Here is a 17,272-nt window from a genome sequence, read left to right on the forward strand (position 1 = left end):
TCAAACTCGAAAGTGATTTAAGAATATAGCTTACTTTTTTCTCTGTATATATAGACAAAAAGCCTGAAGATTTTACACTTTTTGAGCAAAAAAGCAAGCCGATAGCCTATTTCTACTTGAGAAATTCACCATAAAAAATGACCGCACTTCATCACAAAGTGCGGTCAAATTTTCATTCATTTATTGGATTAATAAACCCCTTGAGCCAACATTGCATCAGCTACTTTTACAAAGCCTGCGACGTTTGCGCCAACTACGTAGTTAATGTTTGCTTGGCCTTCTGCTGAACCGTATTTTTTACAGTTGGCATGAATATCTAACATGATACGATGAAGCTGCTTATCCACTTCTTCAGCCGTCCAGTATAAACGTTGTGAACTTTGCGCCATCTCTAAGCCTGATGTCGCAACACCACCTGCATTAGCTGCTTTACCTGGGCCAAATAATACACCAGCCTCTAAGAATGCTTCTGTTGCTTCGATAGTGGTTGGCATGTTTGCACCTTCAGCAACTAATTTCACGCCATTTGCAATTAAGGCTTTGGCATCTGAAATCTCTAATTCGTTTTGAGTTGCACAAGGAAGAGCGATATCCGCTTTCACTTCCCAAGGGCGTTTACCCGCAACATATTGTAAACCAAACTGTTCCGCAAATTCTTTTACGCGACCACGTTTTACGTTTTTGAGTTCTAATAACGCGGCTAATTTTTCACGGTCAAAACCTTCTGGCAAATACACATAACCTGCTGAGTCAGAACAAGTCACCACTTTCGCACCGAGCTCCATCGCTTTTTCAATCGCATATTGCGCCACGTTACCTGAACCAGAAACTAAAACCGTTTTACCTTGGAAGCTATCCCCTTTCTCTGCAAGCATTGCTTGGGCAAAATAAACCAAACCATAACCCGTCGCTTCAGGGCGAATTAAACTTCCACCGAATGAAAGCCCACGACCAGTAAACACACAAGCAGCTTGGTTTGATAATTTTTTCATATAGCCTGCAAGATAACCAACTTCGCGACCACCTACACCGATATCTCCCGCTGGCACATCGGTATCTGGACCTACATGACGATACAATTCAGCCATTAATGCTTGGCAGAAACGCATCACTTCAGCATCTGATTTGCCTTTAGGATCAAAATCTGAGCCACCTTTCGCACCGCCCATCGGCAATGTGGTTAAGGCATTTTTAAAGATCTGTTCAAAACCTAAGAATTTTAAGATTGATAAGTTAACGGATGGATGAAAACGCATCCCCCCTTTAAAAGGACCAATTGCACTGTTGAATTGCACTCGGAAAGCACGGTTTACTTGAACTTGGCCTTTATCATCAGTCCATGCCACACGGAATTGGATTGCGCGTTCTGGCTCAACTAAACGCTCTAATAAAGCTTCTGAACGGTATTTAGGATTTGCTTCCAAGAAAGGCCAGATTGACGTGAAGACTTCACGAACGGCTTGTAAAAATTCAGGTTGCTGGCCGTCACGTTGAGCCACTTTTTCAAGAAATGCGTCTAAGGATGCTACTGCTGACATAGGATTTTCCTTCTAGTAGTGAGTTAATATGATGTGTGTAACGTTATTTTATTTATCACCGTCTTGTTGCGGCGTGTCATCAATATAACAATAGAAAAATCAACTAGGCAACAGTTTTTTTATAGAAAAAATGAAGAAAAAATAAAAAACGAGAAAATATTTAATATTTTCTCGTTTTTATTGAATAAGATCTAATATTAGCGCCTGGATTAGCACTTCAACTTAAAAAGTTGCTTATTTATTTTTACCTTCTAAATAAAGCCATTCAGCGACTTGCTTAGCAAAATACGTCAAAATACCATCCGCACCCGCACGTTTAAAGCAAAGCAATGATTCCATAATGCATTCTTTTTCTTTCAACCAACCATTTTGAATGGCTGCCATATGCATCGCATATTCACCAGAAACTTGGTAAGCAAAGGTTGGCACACCAAAATAGTCTTTCACGCGATATACCATGTCTAAATATGGCATACCTGGTTTCACCATCACCATATCTGCTCCTTCTTGTAAATCAAGAGCCACTTCTTGCAAGCCTTCATTACCGTTGGCTGGATCAAGTTGATAGGTTTTCTTGTCACCACCTTTAAGGTTCCCAGCAGAACCGACTGCATCACGGAATGGGCCATAATAATTAGACGCATATTTTGCGGAGTACGCCATAATTTGCGTATTGATATGACCATTTTCTTCCAATGCCTGACGAATACGACCAATACGTCCATCCATCATATCACTCGGTGCCACAATATCAGCACCAGCTTCAGCGTGTGAAACAGCCTGTTTAATCAGGATATCTGTTGTGATATCGTTTAAGACATAGCCTTCTTCATCAATGATGCCATCTTGTCCATGAATAGTATAAGGATCAAGTGCTACATCAGTTAATACGCCTAATTCTGGATACGCGGCTTTCAATGCTTTTACTGCACGCTGTACTAAACCATTTGGGTTAAACGCTTCATCTGCCATTAAAGATTTTTTATCTTGCTCAACCACAGGGAATAATGCGATCACTGGCACACCATATTTCACTAAAAGACCTGCTTCAATTAATAACTGATCGATGGTTAAACGCTCAACTTTAGGCATAGAAGGCACTGGTTCACGATGATTTTCACCTTCAATAATAAATACCGGATAAATTAAATCATTCGCGGTTAAAGTATTTTCTGCCACTAAACGGCGGCTAAAATCATGTTTACGTAAGCGACGAAGACGACGGGTTGGGAAACCGCCTAAAATTTGTTGAGTCATAATAATATTCCTGTTTTTTATGATGTTAAAAGGGCGTATCACCTACGCCCATTTTCTTAATCTTTGTGATTCAAATCATCCTGATTTTCTACCGCACTTTCTTCATCCGTTGTCTCTTCTTCATCATCTTTCGGTTGATAGAAACGAGCAACTAATAAGCCTAATTCAAATAAAAGGCACATTGGTACGGCAAGTAACGTTTGTGAGAAAACATCGGGTGGCGTTAAGATCATACCGACAAAAAACGCACCGACAACAATATAAGGACGTTTTGAAGCCAATGCTTTCGTCGTGGTTACACCTGTCCAACAAAGTAAAATAATAGCAACAGGTACTTCAAAACACACACCGAATGCCAAGAATAATGCTAAAGCAAAATCAAGGTAACTACTGATATCTGTGGCGATAGCCACCCCTTCTGGTGCGGTTTGAGTAAAGAAACTAAACACAAAAGGGAAAACGATGTAATAAGCAAATGCCACACCGCAATAGAATAAAACTGTACTGGAAAATAATAACGGATAAATTAAACGTTTTTCATGTTGATATAGCGCCGGTGCAACAAACGCCCAAATTTGATAAAGCAAATAAGGCACCGAAATAAATACCGATACAATCGCGGTTAATTTAATTGGCGTAAAGAAAGGCGTTTGAATATTGGTTGCAATCATCGTTGCGCCCTTTGGCATTACTGCCGTTAAAGGTGCGGCGACAAAATGATAAATATCATTAGAAAAATAAACCAACGCCACAAAAACCACTAAAATACAAATTACACAACGTAATAAGCGGTTTCTGAGTTCAACAAGATGGGTAATTAACGGTTGGGAATCGTCCGTCGTATTGCTCATAATTATTCTCTAGGACTTAGCTTCAGATTTAGGTGCTGGTTGCAGTTCCACATCATCCGGCGAATAGTAATCAGATAAACGCTCGGTTAATTCAGCTTGTTCATGTGCTTCAAGTGCGGTCAAATCCACTTCTATTTTTTCAGGTTCTGAAACTTCAGCAAGTTCATTCTCTACATGCTCTATCGATGCTGTTTCAGATGGTTTTTCTGTAGTTTCTTGTGAATTCACCACGAGTTTTTCAGCAGAATTAGCAGGATTTTCAGCCGCACTTTTAATTTCTTTAATTTGCTCTTCTACCGTTGTGCCCGCTGCAGCCGCTTTTTCTTCTAGCTCTGCACGCATTTTTTGAGCCTGCTCTTTCAGCTCTTCAACGGTTTTACTTAAATCTGGGGAAAGCTGTTTTAGATTCAGTTGTTCCGCTTTCTTAATGCTATCTTGCAATTCTTGCAATTTAAGCTCTTGTTTTAATTCATTTTGAACATTAGCTGCCAACCCACGGATCGTTTTCACCCAGCCCATTACCGTGCGGATAGCCACAGGTAAACGCTTAGGGCCTAGTACTACTAAGCCCACAAGCATCAATAAAACAAGTTCGGAAAAACCAATATCAAACACGGTTATGCCTGTTCTTTATCTTTTACAGTTTCAGTTTTTTCAGCGGTTGTTGTGCCGTCTTTAATTTGAGTAAACTCCGCATCTTTTTTTGGCTCGTCATCAGACATCGCTTTTTTAAAGCCTTTTACTGCTGCGCCAAGATCAGATCCCGCATTGCGTAATTTTTTTGTACCGAATACTAATAAAATCACGACTAATAAAATAATCATTTGTGCTGGGGATAAACCAAACATAGAAAAACTCCGTTAGAATTAAATTGAAAATTTGGGCTTGAATATACTCTTTTTATGCATTTGTCTCAAGAGGTAATTTTAAAAGTGCGGTCAAAAAATAATGTTATTTTCAACCGCACTTTATTCTTATTATTCAGCCAGTTCTGTTTGCTCATGAGACAGGAATTATGAAATAACAAAATCCAGCTCTCTCATGTATCGCTCATAACATTGCAAGATGTCCACGATCAAATCCTCTTCCTTTATGATATTCAAAGGATAACCTTCCAATTGAATATTGGTTGAAACCATTAATGCATGATGAACTTGTGCTGTTTCAGATGCGGGCTTCTCAAACAAGGTAATTTGGTAAAAAAAATCTTCTGCTAATCCATTTTCAATAGAAAGGACCAGTTGATTATTATCGACGTCAAAACGTTGCTGTAATGTCACATTTAGACCATAGGTACCAATGAGTAACTGCCGTAACTCTCTCATTGCTAAAAGTGCCGTTGTTTTTAAATGGGAAATGGCGTCATCTCGCTTAGGTTCAATCACTAACTGTCTTAAACGGCTACGCCAGTTTGCACCTGTCCACAAATCTGAAACCTCTGTGGAATAATATTGACGTTCAAATCGTAAACCTTTTAACAAACTCCATGCCATCACTGACATCAACAGAGCAAAAGGCAAAGAGAAAAACAACATCGTTGATTGTAGTATTTCAATACCGCCAAAAAGATAAAGAACAAATGTAACAGCTGACAATAAACCACCCCAAAACATAGATTGCCAACGAGGTGAAACCTGGCTTTTGTCTTCAATTGCGATATTATTAAGCGTATAAATACCAAAGTTAATGGTTACAATAAAAAAGAGTGTGATAATAAATAAAGCTAACGTTTTAGTTAAACCGGAATAGGGTAAATAACTCAGAAAATCAAAAAGGAGTGACCCTACATTATTTACAGCTTGGCCTAATGCCCCCTTAGCAAGATGCTCATTCACCCAAATTGCGCCATTACCAAATACCGTGAACCACAAAACGAAGAATAAACTTGGTACCATCAATACGCCGAAAATAAACTCCCGCAAAGTTCGTCCGCGAGAAATCCGTGCGATAAAAATCCCAAAGCCTGGCGCCCATGAAAACCACCATGCCCAGTAAAAAACCGTCCAATCCATAAACCAATCTAGATGTTCTACATCATAGGCATAAGCCTTGAAGCCGACTCTAATTAAACCGCTTAAATAGGTACCAATATTTTCCGTAAAAGCAGAAATTAAATATATTGTCGGACCGAATAGCAAAACCAATAACATAAAGAGAAAGGTAACGCCTAGATTTAGCTCACTAAGAATACGGAACCCGTTGGCAATCCCTTGCAGTGAAATTAAGATAGCAATGATAAAAACACTCACTAAAATAAGGGGAACCAAATACGGTGAGTTATCCAATAAATGCATTGAGTGGAATGCTGCAGCCAACCGAATCGCACTGTAACCTAAGGTTGCGACTACGCCAAATAAGGTGGTACAAATCCCGAGAATATCAATGACATCCCCCACTTTTCCATTAATCTTTTCTTTCAGTAAGGGATAAAAACAAGAGCGTAAAGAAAAGGGTAATTTATAGCGAAATCCGAAGTAAGCTATCGTAAGTGCAATTAATCCATAAATAGCCCAAGCACTGATACTCCAATGAAAAATACTAAAAAATAATGCTGTTCGAACTTTCTCATATTCACCTATTGGTGAAAGAAAATGTGAAAGCGGTTCAGCTACGCCAAGGAAAACAATGCCAATACCAATTCCAGAGGTGAAGAGTAATGCAATCCAAGAGCCTAATTTAAACTCTGGTTCTTCCTCATCACTCCCAAGTTTAATATCGCCGTATCGTCCTAACGCCAAGAAAAGTAAAAAGAATAGAAAAAATGCACTCAGTAAAATATAAAACCAGCTAAATTGAGAGAAAATAAAGGCTTTCGCCGCAGCAAGATAAGATATCGTTTGCTGCGTATCAAATAAAAGGGCTGCAATAATCGCTAAACTAAAACCTAAACTGCCCCAAATAACATTTGCTTTGAAAGTATTTTGTATCTTCATATTTGTTTTAAGATAAAAAGTGCGGTTAAAAATTAAGAGGATTTTCAACCGCACTTTAGTCTTATTATTCAGCCAGTTCTGTTTGCTCATGTGCCATCAATTCTTGACCCACATCGTCTAGCAAACTTAAGTAACGTTCATAATGTTTCAACATATCGGCAATCAATTCATCTTGGTCCATATATTGCACATCATAACCCACTCGTCCATCAAAGAAATAAGTGTATGGCTCATAAGTCATACTATGTTGGATATGTGGCAAGTTATCATCATTAATTAATTGCTCTGACACCTCACGACCGATAGATTTCACCCCGTACATAAAGTCTCGCATCAAATCTTTTTGAATGACTAACTCGACTGCAGGTTCATCTTGATCAAATAACGTGTTAATTTGCACACTCAATTCATATTTACCAATCAATTCTTGGCGTAGCTCACGCATTGCCGGTAATACCGTATGTTTAAGGAAGCGTAAAATATCTTTTTCTTGCGTTTGGTTCATCATTTGTTCCAAACGTTCTTTCCACTTATCCCCCGTCCAGAAAATACTGGTTGGATTAACTTTGGTATCAAAATATTTTTTATCCGCATTCAAGCCTTTCCATAAACTAAAACACATCAACAACATCAACATGGCGAAAGGTAACGCCACTAATAACGTCATTGCCTGTAGATTAGCCAAGCCGCCTGATTGCATTAAAACAATCGCAACGACTGACATTAATATACCCCACATCACGGCCTGCCAACGAGGTGCTGCAAGGCTTTTATCGCGTGATGCAATGTTATTTAATACATAAATGCCCGAATCCGCAGAAGTGATAAAAAATAAAGAAATCACCACTAAACTCACTAAACCCGTCACACCAGAAAGCGGTAAATAATCTAAGAACTTAAAGAGCAACGTTTCAGGCGAGGAAATCATTTGTCCTAACGTACCTGCAGCTTCACCATCATTCAACCAAATAGCTGTATTACCAAATACGGTAAACCACAAGATACCGAACATGCTAGGAATCACCAACACGCCGAAAATAAATTCACGAATTGTGCGTCCTTTAGATATTCGGGCAATAAACAAGCCCACAAATGGCGCCCAAGAACACCACCATGCCCAATACAGAATTGTCCAACCGCTAAACCAGTCTGTATGTTCTTGTTCATACACATAGGTTTTGAAACTTAATTTTACTAAGTTGCTAAGATACGTTCCGATGTTGTCGCTAAAAGCGGATAACAAATAAAGTGTCGGTCCCGCCACTAAGACGAAAATCAACAAACAGAAAGCTAATGTTAAATTCAGCTCACTTAAGATTTTTACCCCTTTCCCTACACCAGAAATCGCGGAAAATATCGCTAAACTCATTACCACGGCAATTACGACAACTTGCAAGCTGAAGCTATTTTCGCTAATCCAGCCTAATTGATGTAAGCCTGCACCCAATTGTGATGCACCAAAACCTAATGTTGTGATAACACCAAATAAGGTGGCAAGTAACGCCATAATGTCGATAAGATCGCCTAACTTGCCATTAATACGCTCTTTCAATAACGGATAGAAACAAGAACGTAATGCCAAAGGTAATTTGTAACGGAATCCAAAGTAAGCCAATGCCAACGCAATCGTGCCATACACCGCCCAGGCATGAATTCCCCAGTGGAATAAGGTGTGTAACAAGGCTTCTTGTTGCTTATGCTCTGCGCTGCCTGTGGTAATATCAGATAAGTAATGCGTCAATGGCTCTGCTACACCAAAGAACATCAACCCTACCCCCATACCGGCAGCAAATAACATCGCCAACCAAGACAGAAAACCAAATTCAGGCTCTTCTTCATCATTGCCTAATTTGATATTACCTAGGCTACTGACTGATAAAATGACTAAAAAGCCCAAAAATACTGAGAATGCTAATACGTAAAACCAACTAAAGTTGGCAAAAATGCCCGATTTAGCAGCATTTAATAAAGTTTGTGTTTGTTCAGGTGCGATTAAAATCATCGCGACAAGCAACACCACAAAAAATAACGTTGCACCAATCACTAAAGGATTGAACGACGTTTGCTTTTCCATAAATTTAGATAAAGACAACGCTTCCCCCTTAAAAATTAAGTGAATAAAAATAAAATCAGATTAAATAAAATAAGGCCTTAAGCCCTAAATGGTGAGATGGAACCATCGCAAATGATAGCACGGAGAAGTGCGATTTTGAAGAAAACGCTCAGTAGGATTTGAGTGGATTGTTTCCAAAAGTGCATTTATGGTATCAAAAAATACCAATTATTTCAAATTAGGAAAATATTGATGGTATTTAATTTAAGTCGTATTTTTAACTGATATAATGAATTACAAAACTTGCTCAAACAAGACAGTAAAAGAAAACGTTTTATTTAATGTGTTGTAGATAAAACAATTTCTTAATGCAGCTTCAGTAAGCTTATCAAACGTCTGATCATCTAAATCAGATGAAATAAAAATTTTAATTTTACAATCGGTTATGTGTGGAGGTTCATCATAACCATGCACACCAAGTAAGGTTAAAGGATTGGCGAGGTTGAGCCAAATTTTTCCTTCCATTTCTACAATATCGGCACGTTGTTGAGCAAAATGCGCTTTTACACTACTCAAAATGCCACCTAGAATAGAAACAGCAAAATAATCTACCGCACTTTTTTGTAACGATTGGTTATCGAAATTGACTTGTGAATAGAGCGAAATACTGTCATTCGGTGTGAATAATTTAATTTCTTCTCCGCGTAATACGGCTCGATATTTCGCTGTAAAACATTCACTTTCAGGTACGTGATACATAACGTTCCCTCAATATTGATTTTGCCTCATTTAATACCTTAAGTTTGGCTTCAATAATATCAAAACCATTTAAAGGGCGGTTAGAAAAAGTGGCAAATCCACAATCTGGATTTAGCCAAATTTGCTCTGGTGGAAGGTAATTTAAAGCTTTTTCCGCTCGTTGAACAATCTGATCTACGGTTTCCACTTCATCAGAACGAGGATTGATGACGCCTAAGCCTAAAATACATTTTTGTCTTAAGATTTCACTTTCTAACAACGAACTTAATTCTCCCGCTCTTGGCGTAGAAAATTCGAGCATTAAAATATCAGGTAACGCCGATTCAAATAAATTCACTAGTGATGTATAAGGCCCGCGCAGTAATACGCTTTCATCTTTGCTCCAGTTTCCTCGACAAACGTGCAAGGCGGTTTTGATATTTTTATTTCTTGCATACTCAAAGATTTGAGTAATTAAACTTTTCGCAAACTGTAGCTCTGCTGCAAAATCTTGTTTTTCGCTTAACGCCGCACACATAAATGAACGTGTTTGATGATGGCTAAAAATAACTTCTGTCAAAACAGGCTCATCAAATTGAACTACACTTACCCCTAGTTCACATAAATGATCAATTTCTTGTTTTAAGATAGCAACAACATCCTTCGCCATTTCTTCTTTTGATGAATAATGTAGCCCTGACACAGGCGAAAGCCACATGGAGCGAGCCATTAAGTAAGGCCCAGGCAAGGTTGCTTTAATTGGTTGCTTGGTTAGGTTTTTCAGTAGCAACATTTCATCTGCTACTAAAGATTGTTTGTAGCTGATTTTTCCCACGCAAATAGCATTTTTTATGGAAAGTGCGGGAACATCCAAGGTTTCTAGCATCGATTCAAAAACTTGCTTTTCTTTAATGTGATCGAGCATTTCACTCATGCTCATTAAGGTCGCGCCTTGAATTTTTTGTGCAATAAAAGAAAGGTAATTGTCGCGAAGTAATTCACCGCTAGTGATGATATCAATGCCAGTGCGTTGTTGAAGTGCGACAATTTGTTTCGTTTCTTGAACAACGATTTGCTCAAGCTCTGTAGTGGTTATTTTGCCGAGTGCGTGCTTTTTACGTGCCATCAAAAGTACTTGGCTACGAGGCATTGAGCCTAAAAGGGAAGTTGTGAAAGGTTTCATAGAAAATCCACAATGATGGGCGTTTATTACACGCCCATCATGACATATTGATATTACAAGAATTTTAAATATTCATTGGCTGCTTGTAATTGAGCAAAACCTTTTGTTCTACCCGCAACCCAACGTTTTAATCCTTCCAAATCCATCATTTCTTTATGTTCTGGATTGTTGTAATCCATTTTGAACAAGGTTTCGGTGAATGCATTGAATTTGGTTTCATCTAATCCCACGCGCCCACTGAAAATACAATGGTCAAATGATGGTGTTTTTGCAAGTACTTGAACTGTTGCTGGATCGAGTGTGCCATCTTTTGTCCAACGTTCAAAGTTGAAATCTAACATCCATGTTGCCGAGACTTGACGATCTTTTAATGCATTGGCTGCATCTAATTCACCGCCTACATGATCACCGTGCAAACCAACACCCACATCAAAGCGTTTTTCTACATAATCTTGACCAAATTCCAAGCCATGTTGATGTAAAAACTCGATAGGAATTAACCGCGCTTGTGGGGAATCAATTGCACCAAAAGCAATAGTTTTATTTTTTAAATCTTCAATTGATTGGATAGTTGGATCATTAACAACTAAATAGCTTTGACGATCTTGATCGGTATCACGCATGGCACCATTTAAGGTTTTACCGCCACTACGTAAGTAACCATCTAACCAAGCTAGGGGAGAGTTCCACGCTACATCAATTTCATTATTGAGTAACGCATCAACTTGTCCTTTGTAGTCTTTGAAATACACTGGCTCAATAGGGAATCCTTCTTTTTCGAAAAAGTCTGCAATAATTCCCCAAATAACTGTCACTTGTGGGGCGTAGATTACCGCCCCAATTTTTAATTTCTCACTCATTTTTCACCGCACTTTATGGAATTTGTTGACCTGTAATGGTTTTACCTAACCAAATATTTAGCACATCGACGCTTGGCGCCATCACTTGACTTGCTAATGCATCGCGTAAATAGCGTTCCATTGGTCCCATTTTGTTATAAGCCTTGCCACCGCCAATACGCATACCAATTTGAGCAAGAGCAATAGCGTTTTCGCTCGCGAGAATTCGGGCAGCTAATAATTTAGCTAATGCATCTGCATCACCTTCTGTGGCTGCACGAGCCGCATCTCGCGTAGCACATACAGCAGCGTTTGTGTTTGCATAGATTTTAGCTAAGTGAATTTGCACGGTTTCGATTTCAGCTAATGCAGTGCCCGATGTGTATTTACGGTGTGTTGAATGTTTAATTGCCTCAGTAAGCACGGCTTTACATACGCCACTATAGACTGCTGCCAAACCACAAATAAAGGCTGGTGCAATGCCACCAAATACTTGTTCTGCGCCTGTGCCAACTTCACCAATACGCCAGCTACGATCTAATGGCATATCGGTCATGCGCATAAAGCAAGAAACATTACTACGCATACCTAAGCCATTCCAGCTATCAGCTTCAAAAGTTAAGCCTTGAGTACCAAGTGGAAGCACCCAGTTATCAATAGTTTCGCCATTTTCGGAAGGCAAAAGTGCTAAATAATAAGAGGCATAATTGCCCGATGTCACCATGGATTTTAAGCCATTGAATACTGCATATTCAGCATTAAATTGTGCGGTTGCATCGGTGATATAGAAGTGAGTACCTGTGCCTAATTCACTATAGGCGAGTGCGGCAAAGGTTTGATTTTGAACAATGTCTGAAAAGATTTTTTGTTTGAGTTGATCGCTGCCGAATAGATTTAAACAATTCACTGCAACGTTACTCATCATGTAACAGAGACCAGCAGAGGCTGAACTTTCAGCTAATGCCATACAGACTTCAGCATGTTCTTTTAGAGTTAATCCCATTCCGCCGTATTCTTTTGGAATTAAAAGTGAAAACCAACCGGCTTTACCTAATTCTTTAAATGCCTGAACAGGAAATTCTTTTTTTTGATCGAGTTCGTCGGCGTAAGGCTCAATAAACTGTTCCGCTAACTTTCTCACCTGAGTATAGATTTGCGACATAATATATCCTTATTGTGTGTTGAGAAAAACTTTCTACGGGGCGGATATTATTATTCTCAGTTTCTTTTTTCTAGTATTTAATTCACAATAATTTCAGTAATGTGATGTGGATCATGTTTTTTTAGACCGTGAAGATTCACGGGGAAAAAGTGCGGTCAGAAAATCTCTAAATTTCTGACCGCACTTTGAGCTAATAGTATTCATATGAGTTTATAATTATTAAGCTTGGATGATTAACATCATCAAATTCTTCAATCTTCACCACATTACCATGATCATCCACTGTATTTTTCCAACGCTTTATGGAGGATACACTACCATCCCCAAATCCATAAGGCGGAAAGTCTTCAAGTTTGATCGGATATCCATTTGCATCAAAAGTTCTTACAACTTTTCCACCATACATGTATTCTGTTTGTTCAACTAATTTGCCATCAATATATTTGTTGGTATATTTGGTAGACTCATTATTAAAAAGCTCATTTCTAATTTCTACAAGATTGCCCTGTTCATCATAATGATGACTATACTTATTCATGCCATTTTCAAGTTTTTCACACCCTTCCTCACAAGACTCATCTTCTTTTTTTTCAATGATGAGCAATCCATTTTTATCATAGGTATTTTCAGATATGATGATATCAGGCATATCTTTCGCTTTATACTTATGGATTACTGTCAATGAACCATCAGAATTAGTGTGATAAAGATATTCGATAGCATTATTATCACCTTCTATAAAAGATTTAATCAAACGTCCTTTTTCGTCATACACAAAGTTTTGTGTCAAAACAACATCCCCTAAGGTTTTTTCTTTAGTTTTAAATCCCTGCGGATTAAAAAAAGTAATCTTATGCTCCAAAATTGAAGAATCTTTCGGATTGATCGATTTCATTTCCCATTTTTTTACTGGTCCTTTCAAATTTAATAAGGCTAAATCTGTTTTTAACTGAGCAAAAAGTGTAGTGGAAAACAACGTTAACAGACATCCCAATACGATGTAACGCATAAAAAGCTCCATTAGGTAAATAATTAAAAAGTGCGGTCAGAAAAATCCTTAAATTTCTGACCGCATTTTATTCAATATTGATTAAATTCGTTCTTCGATAATGCCGCCACCTAAGCAGACTTCATCAAGATAAAATACCGCTGATTGACCTGGTGTGACTGCGGCTTGCGGTTCGTCAAAAATCACTCGAATGCAATCGTCATCAATCGGCTCAACCAAACAAGCAATATCCGTTTGACGATAACGAGTTTTCACTGTGCAACGGAACGCTTCACGCACGGACTCACGACTCACCCAATGTAGCTGCTTGGCAATTAAGCCTTTGGAGAACAAACGTGGATGATCATGGCCTTGTGCCACAATCAATTCATTATTTTCCACATCTTTATCTACTACATACCAGGCTTCATCACCGGCATTTTTTAATCCACCGATACCTAGTCCTTTACGCTGCCCCAGGGTGTGGTACATCAAGCCTTCATGGCGACCAATAATCTCGCCATCTACGGTACGGATGTCACCTGGTTGAGCCGGCAAATAACGTGCTAAGAAATCCTTAAACTTACGCTCACCAATAAAACAAATACCAGTAGAGTCTTTTTTCTTCGCGGTAATTAAACCTAAATCTTCTGCAATAGCACGTACGATCGGCTTTTCAATTTCACCGACAGGGAAAAGGCTTTGGCCTACCTGATTTTTACTCAACGTGTAAAGGAAATAGCTTTGGTCTTTGTTGCTATCTAAGCCGAGCAATAGCTCCGCTTGATTATCTGCGCCACGACGACGCACATAATGGCCAGTAGCAATATAGTTTTTAGCTTTTATTTTTTAGGTAACGCATCACTAGAAGCATTAAATTTCACATTTGATGAAGTGTAAGCCTCAAAGTGCGGATGTTTTTTCATAAATTTAATGAAACTTTCCGCATCAGGCAAGTAAGTATCAACGCCTTCATATTTCGGATCGTTAAATAATTTACCAAAAGTTTTGTAACCATCTTTACCGCTAGCTACATAAGCATTAGTACCAACGAGATAACGTTTATTATCATCAATTGGTTCCCATTGTTGGGTTTGTTTATTCAATACTTCCACGCTGACTAAACGTTTACCTTCCGCATTTGGTATTTCATTCGCTTCGTAACGAATGCCCGCGCCATAAGGGAATGCCCCTGTAGAACCATCAACTAAAGCAAATTGCATCGCATCTTCAAGCACTTGTTTCACTAACGAACCTTCCATTTTATAGGTATATAACGTATTCCCGAAAGGTAAGAAAGTATAAGCATCATTAAAGGTTACATTGCCTGGTAAAATATCCGCACGAACACCGCCTGCATTTTGAATGGTTAAATCCACTGTTTTGAGTTCGTTATACATTGTTTCTGCAATAAAACGCGTTGCAATAGAACCTTCTGGATTTGAGCCTGCTTTATTTGGGATACGATTTGCTGAACCACCCGGCATTGCAGAACCGGTGATGACGCCAACAATTTCTTGTGCTAAACGATCTTTTTCACTTTTATATTTTGAAATAAGCATGTCTGTTTTTGCATCATGATCATCAAGTGAAATACTCTTCATTGACTTTAAAGTATCAAGCGCTTTTTTACGTTCATCGCCTGTTAATTCAGTCCATTTACCTTCCGCATTTTTCACTTGAAGTTTATGAGAACTCATTAACACATGAGGAATTTTACGAGTAATAGACGCAATACCTTCAGGACTGAATTTAACACCTAAGTCACCCACAACAGCAGAATAAGCCCAACCTTCCATTACAAATACCGGTTCGCCATTCGGATTTTTAAATTCAAGCGGATATTCATAGATTACTGGAAGTTTTAAACCACGTAATTCATCATTTCCGTATAAATAATGTGAATCCCCAGTAACGATCACATCAATATCATTTACTTTTTGAGCAATTTCGATATTTTTTTCACTTCCTGCATGTGAAAGTAAAATGATTTTATTAATGCCTTGTTGTTTTAGCGCATTTGCCATAATTTGTGCGGTAGCAATTTCATCATAGAACTTCACATCCTTACCTGGTGAAGATGAATTAACCGTTTTATTCACGGTATCTAAACCGATAATGGCAATTTTTTCTCCATCCACAGTGAAAATATCGTAAGGTTTCCATTTGTTATATAAAATTGAATTTTTATCAGGAATAACATTGGCTGAAAGTACTGGAATTTTTAATGGCTCGAGTAGTTTTAATAAACCTTCATTACCCGCGTCAAATTCATGGTTACCCAAAGTAAAATAATGGAAATTACCAGCATTCATGACAGCCGCATCAGCAGAACCACCAAAAAGGGTGAAATACAGCGTACCGGTAATCGCATCACCTGCATGTAGCACTAATGGATTTTTATACTTTTTACGTAACTCATAAAGTTTCCCATTCACAGCAGAAAAACCACCAATATCAACCTTTGTTTGTTGACCATTTAAATTAATTCTCGCTTCGTGCGGTTCCAAGTAAGAATGGTGGTCGTTAATATGTAAGATACTTAACTCCACAGCTTTATGTGCTTGCGGCGCTTCTTTAGCAAAGGCTGCACCTGAGCAAAGCATTGCTAACGCACTAACTGCAAAGGTAACTGATTTTTTAGATAAAAACATAATGGCTCCTTGTGAGTAAACGGATTAATTTAAGCCTTCAAGCATTGCTTGGAAAGTCTTATAACGAATAGCATAGTTATTGTGTTGAAGATTTTCACGTGCTTGATCCAAATACGAAAAATCATCAACTTCCACCCCTTTAAATTGGCGAGCAAACATCATATTGGCTAGAGCGAGGCGGGGCTTAATTTCAGAAGAAGGGGTTATCAAACTCACTCGATTCTCAGTAATAGAAAAAGTTGTTTGATTAGGAAAATCTTGACGCATCTGTTCAATAATTTTTTGAAATATGCCTTTAGCATCCAAAGACAATAATATAATTTGATCTGGTTTGGCTCCCCGTTCTATTAAAGCCTGAACAAATTGCTCCGAATTATCTGTTTGACGAATATAAATTTTTGCCTGCTCATTCGCTAAAAAAGACACCAGTAAGTTTTTCTTCATTTCCTGAATTAAATTAGCATCGCCAGTATTTATCGGTTCAAAGTATAAATAATCAAGAAATTTAGGGGTGAGATTTTTATCTGTTTTAAAAATGCGAGTGAGGATTTTTTCGCTTATTTGGATCTGATTATCAAGAAATTGGGGAGGTAAAGAAAAAAGTGCGGTGAGTTTTTTCTGTAAAATAGAAATTTGTTGCTTTTCTTGTTTAGCTAAAGCGATTGAAAATTGTTGCTTTAAAGCCTCAGCGGACTCAGTAGATATTGATTGGTGAGAAGACGAAGGAGGACTCGCTATCACAGATTGTTGAATGCCAATACATGACGCTAATCCAAGTAACACAGAATGAAAACTGATTTTCATAATAAACCTCATTTAACTGATATTTTATCAATATAAAATACCGCTTAACGCGTAAACTTGACCTAAAACTATTTGAGAGTTTCTTAGATTATACGTAAAACAAAATTGCATGTGAATGATAATGTTTACTTTTTCAAGAGAATATAACGTACTTATTAGAATGCTCATCCAAAACTTGCAATTTTGCTCAAAAAGTATAAAACTCGCAGGCTTTTTGTCTATATATACAGAGAAAAAAGTAAGCTATATTCTTAAATCGCTTTCGAGTTTAG

Annotated in this window: 14 protein-coding genes and 1 pseudogene; all 15 read right to left on the reverse strand. The window is 38.1% G+C overall.

The annotated features are described in order from the left end of the window. Positions 1–188 precede the first annotated feature (188 nt). The 15 genes and pseudogenes from gdhA to DPV85_RS09445 all read right to left on the reverse strand — a co-directional run bounded on the left by gdhA (position 189) and on the right by DPV85_RS09445 (position 17,000). On the reverse strand, positions 189–1,538 hold the full coding sequence (gene gdhA / locus DPV85_RS09375; RefSeq protein ID WP_111327815.1) for an NADP-specific glutamate dehydrogenase: 1,350 nt from the start codon (positions 1,536–1,538) through the stop codon (positions 189–191). A 234-nt stretch (positions 1,539–1,772) separates the two neighbouring features. Beyond that, complete coding sequence (gene hemB / locus DPV85_RS09380; protein ID WP_111327816.1) at positions 1,773–2,795, reverse strand: porphobilinogen synthase; 1,023 nt, start codon at positions 2,793–2,795, stop codon at positions 1,773–1,775. A gap of 56 nt (positions 2,796–2,851) precedes the next feature. After that, a complete protein-coding gene (gene tatC, locus DPV85_RS09385) occupies positions 2,852–3,646 on the reverse strand; it encodes a twin-arginine translocase subunit TatC (protein WP_111327817.1) in 795 nt (264 codons plus the stop codon). A 9-nt stretch (positions 3,647–3,655) separates the two neighbouring features. Continuing rightward, positions 3,656–4,261, reverse strand: coding sequence for a Sec-independent protein translocase protein TatB (gene tatB, locus DPV85_RS09390; protein WP_111327818.1), 606 nt, complete (start codon positions 4,259–4,261; stop codon positions 3,656–3,658). A 2-nt stretch (positions 4,262–4,263) separates the two neighbouring features. Beyond that, the gene (gene tatA / locus DPV85_RS09395; RefSeq protein WP_005695386.1) at positions 4,264–4,494 is read right to left on the reverse strand and encodes a twin-arginine translocase TatA/TatE family subunit; all 231 of its coding nucleotides are present in this window, start codon (positions 4,492–4,494) and stop codon (positions 4,264–4,266) included. 165 nt (positions 4,495–4,659) lie between these two features. Beyond that, positions 4,660–6,669 (reverse strand): BCCT family transporter, encoded by a 2,010-nt coding sequence (locus tag DPV85_RS09400; protein WP_243584689.1) that lies wholly within the window; start codon positions 6,667–6,669, stop codon positions 4,660–4,662. After that, entirely contained in the window at positions 6,644–8,671 is a 2,028-nt protein-coding gene (locus tag DPV85_RS09405; RefSeq protein ID WP_165816496.1) for a BCCT family transporter, read from the reverse strand. The genes DPV85_RS09400 and DPV85_RS09405 overlap by 26 nt, the downstream gene beginning before the upstream one ends. A 255-nt stretch (positions 8,672–8,926) precedes the next feature. Further along, complete coding sequence (locus DPV85_RS09410; protein WP_049358033.1) at positions 8,927–9,391, reverse strand: OsmC family protein; 465 nt, start codon at positions 9,389–9,391, stop codon at positions 8,927–8,929. Next, a complete protein-coding gene (locus tag DPV85_RS09415) occupies positions 9,375–10,553 on the reverse strand; it encodes a cobalamin-independent methionine synthase II family protein (protein WP_111327820.1) in 1,179 nt (392 codons plus the stop codon). The genes DPV85_RS09410 and DPV85_RS09415 overlap by 17 nt, the downstream gene beginning before the upstream one ends. A 53-nt stretch (positions 10,554–10,606) precedes the next feature. Next, entirely contained in the window at positions 10,607–11,413 is an 807-nt protein-coding gene (locus DPV85_RS09420; RefSeq protein WP_065245881.1) for a phosphate/phosphite/phosphonate ABC transporter substrate-binding protein, read from the reverse strand. Between the two features lie 13 nt (positions 11,414–11,426). Then, positions 11,427–12,554: an acyl-CoA dehydrogenase family protein gene (locus tag DPV85_RS09425; protein WP_111327821.1), complete on the reverse strand. Its 1,128-nt coding sequence runs from the start codon at positions 12,552–12,554 to the stop codon at positions 11,427–11,429. Positions 12,555–12,744: 190 nt separating this feature from the next. Next, positions 12,745–13,563, reverse strand: a complete 819-nt coding sequence (locus DPV85_RS09430) for a hypothetical protein (protein WP_111327822.1) — start codon at positions 13,561–13,563, stop codon at positions 12,745–12,747. Between the two features lie 81 nt (positions 13,564–13,644). After that, positions 13,645–14,376: pseudogene (gene mnmA / locus DPV85_RS09435) on the reverse strand (tRNA 2-thiouridine(34) synthase MnmA); the annotation flags it as partial. Positions 14,377–14,384: 8 nt separating this feature from the next. Continuing rightward, positions 14,385–16,196, reverse strand: a complete 1,812-nt coding sequence (gene nadN / locus DPV85_RS09440; RefSeq protein WP_049357781.1) for an NAD nucleotidase — start codon at positions 16,194–16,196, stop codon at positions 14,385–14,387. Positions 16,197–16,220: 24 nt separating this feature from the next. Then, positions 16,221–17,000 (reverse strand): hypothetical protein, encoded by a 780-nt coding sequence (locus tag DPV85_RS09445; protein ID WP_032827502.1) that lies wholly within the window; start codon positions 16,998–17,000, stop codon positions 16,221–16,223. Between the last annotated feature and the right edge of the window lie 272 nt (positions 17,001–17,272).

Source organism: Haemophilus parainfluenzae, from assembly GCF_003252725.1.
Classification (GTDB): Bacteria; Pseudomonadota; Gammaproteobacteria; order Enterobacterales; family Pasteurellaceae; genus Haemophilus_D; species Haemophilus_D parainfluenzae_L.